We start from the raw sequence: 2,725 nt of genomic DNA, 5'->3' as shown, positions 1-2,725 counted from the left end.
CTCTTATAATGGCTCCTATAGGAATTATATTAAGTCTTATTCCTATAACAGGTCTTTATATGTTCTATAAACAACCTGGTTTGGCTAATCCAGACAGTGCTATGCCAGTATTCTTAACTACTTATTTGCCGCCTGCAATTGCAGGACTTATAATATTGTTCATCTTGTTTGCGATGTTATCTACTATAAGTTCTGTATTACAGGCTTTGGCTTCTGCGCTTTCTCACGACTTAGTAGTTTCTATTTCAGGAAACCCTGAGAAAAGCAGTCCATTAATCAATAGATTCGGAGTTATATTTACAGGTGTATGGGGTGTAATTTTAACATATCTTGCTCCTCAAGGTATGCTTAACCAAATAGCTTATATAGGTACAGGCGGTTTGATAGCTATGTTTGTTGGTCCTATTATGATGAGACCTATTGTTAAGGCTAATATAACTGCTGCTTTAATTTCTATGCTTGTTGGTTTAATAACTAGTACAATATTTATATTAAAATTAAATGTTGGTTGGGTTGAAGCTCCTATACTTGCTGGTTTATTAGGCTCTATAGTTTATTTAATAGTAGGATTTGTTGGAAATGGAATGAAAAGATTCCCAGATGAAGATCTTCAAGCTAAAAAAGCTTAATAAAAACAATAATAATAGGTGATATGATAAAAGGAGAATTTTTATGGACAACGGTTTAAATGTTTATTCTGAAATTGGAAAATTAAAAACTGTGTTATTGCACAGGCCATATCTCGAATTAGAAAATCTAGTTCCTGATATACTTGAAAGATTATTGTTTGATGATATACCTTATTATGATGTAGCTGTTGAAGAACATGATGCTTTTGCTAAAATCTTAAGAGATAATGGAGTAGAAGTATTATATTTGGAAGATTTAGCTGCTGAAAGTATATCTGATCCTAAGGTAAGAGATCAGTTTATTATGGACTTTGTTGATGATTTGAATGCTTATGGTAAAAAGAAAGACTTATTATTAAAGTTTTATTCCGATATCAAAGATAATAAACAGCTCGTGTTGAAAATGATGGCAGGTGTAAGAAAAGAGGAAATTAGCGGATATAGAGGTAGTTTTTTTGACGTATTTGACCCAGATTATACTTTTGCTGTTGATCCTATGCCTAATTTGTACTTTACTAGAGACCCATTCGCTATCATAGGTAATGGTGTATCTTTAAATCATATGCGTACAGTAACTCGTAACAGAGAAACTTTATTTGGTAAGTACACATTTGAACACAACCCTAGATTTAAAGGAAAAGAAGTTCCTATGTGGTATAAGAGAAATGATACTACATCTATAGAGGGCGGTGACGAATTAATACTTTCTAAAGAGCTTCTTGCTATTGGTATTTCTGAACGTACTGATGCTGAATCTGTTCAAAAACTCGCTATAAACTTATTTAATGCTAACACTTCTTTCAAAACAGTATTAGCATTCAATATTCCTAAAAAGCGTGCATTCATGCATCTTGACACTGTATTCACTATGATTGACAGAGATAAGTTTGTAATGCATCCTGAAATTGAAGGACCTTTAACTACTTACGCTATTACTAGAGATGGAAATGGCGGTATCGCTATTAAAGAAGAAACTATGGATGTAGATAAAACTTTAGCTAAATACTTGAACTTAGATAAAGTTACTCTTCTTAAATGCGGAGGTAATGATTTGATTGCAGCTGCTAGAGAACAGTGGAACGATGGTTCTAATACTTTGGCTATTGCTCCTGGTGAGGTTATTGTTTATTCTAGAAATACTGTAACTAACAAAATTTTACAAGATGCTGGAATAAAAGCTCATATAATGCCTTCTGCTGAATTATCTAGAGGCCGCGGCGGTCCTAGATGTATGTCTATGCCTTTCAATAGAGAAGATCTATAATTTCATAAATATATTAGCACCTGCTGTTTTTACAGCGGGTGCTTTTTTATATAAAAAAATTTCTTTTATTAAAATTACATATAACGGGTATATGTTTGCAAAATTATTGTTTATGTATTAAAATAGAACTGTAATTTTATTTTAAAGAGGTTTTTATTATGGCTTCATTTATGGACAATTTAAAAGAAAAAGTTAAATCTAATCCTAAGACTATAGTTTTAGCTGAAGGATATGATGAAAGACATGTTAAGGCCGCTGTTATACTAAAAAAAGATCAATTAGTTAAATGGGTTGTATTAGTAGGAGATACAGCAAAAATAGAGGCTTTAGCAAAAGAGAATGCATTAGAATTAGATGGAAATTTTGCTAAGATTTTTGATCCTAACAAGGATGCTAGAACAGAAGGCTACATTGATATGCTTTTCAAAGCTAGAGAGAAAAAAGGCATGACTAAGGATCAGGCTAAAGATTTAATAATTAATAACTCTGTTTATACAGGTGCTGCTATGCTTGCTGCTAATGATGCTGATGGTATGGTTGGAGGAGCTGTATATGCAACTGGTGAAATGCTTAGAGCTGCTTTATTTTTAATCGGACTTAAAAAAGGTATTAAAACATTATCTTCTACTTTCTTTGTAGAAAGTCCTGATAAATCTTTATTCAGCAATGGAATAGCTTGTTTTGCTGATTGTGCTGTTATACCGGATCCTACTTCTGAACAATTAGCAGATATTGCTGAGTCTACTGCTGAATCTTATAAAATTATGACAGGAATTGAACCTAAAGTTGCTTTGCTTTCTTTCTCTACTAAAGGTTCTGCTAAGCATGAAAG

Annotated in this window: 2 protein-coding genes and 1 pseudogene; all 3 read left to right on the top strand. The window is 32.5% G+C overall.

Features of this window, described 5'->3' with window-relative positions:
• A pseudogene (locus Q0J90_RS01140) lies at window positions 1-629 on the top strand (sodium:solute symporter family protein); the annotation flags it as partial.
• 43 nt (window positions 630-672) lie between these two features.
• The gene (gene arcA, locus Q0J90_RS01135) at window positions 673-1,893 is read left to right on the top strand and encodes an arginine deiminase (protein WP_297276164.1); all 1,221 of its coding nucleotides are present in this window, start codon (window positions 673-675) and stop codon (window positions 1,891-1,893) included.
• Window positions 1,894-2,051: 158 nt separating this feature from the next.
• Window positions 2,052-2,725, top strand: a 674-nt coding sequence (locus Q0J90_RS01130) for a phosphate acyltransferase (protein WP_297276163.1), incomplete at its 3' end; no start/stop codon positions are given.

Source organism: uncultured Brachyspira sp., from assembly GCF_944390595.1.
Taxonomy (GTDB): Bacteria; Spirochaetota; Brachyspiria; order Brachyspirales; family Brachyspiraceae; genus Brachyspira.
Note: the sequence above shows the minus strand (reverse complement) of the source record. Positions and strands in the feature narration are given on the sequence as shown.

Excerpts from the sequence above, each read along its gene's own strand:
- arcA (WP_297276164.1), top strand. The coding sequence starts at position 673 with ATGGACAACGGTTTAAATGTTTATTCTGAAATTGGAAAATTAAAAACT.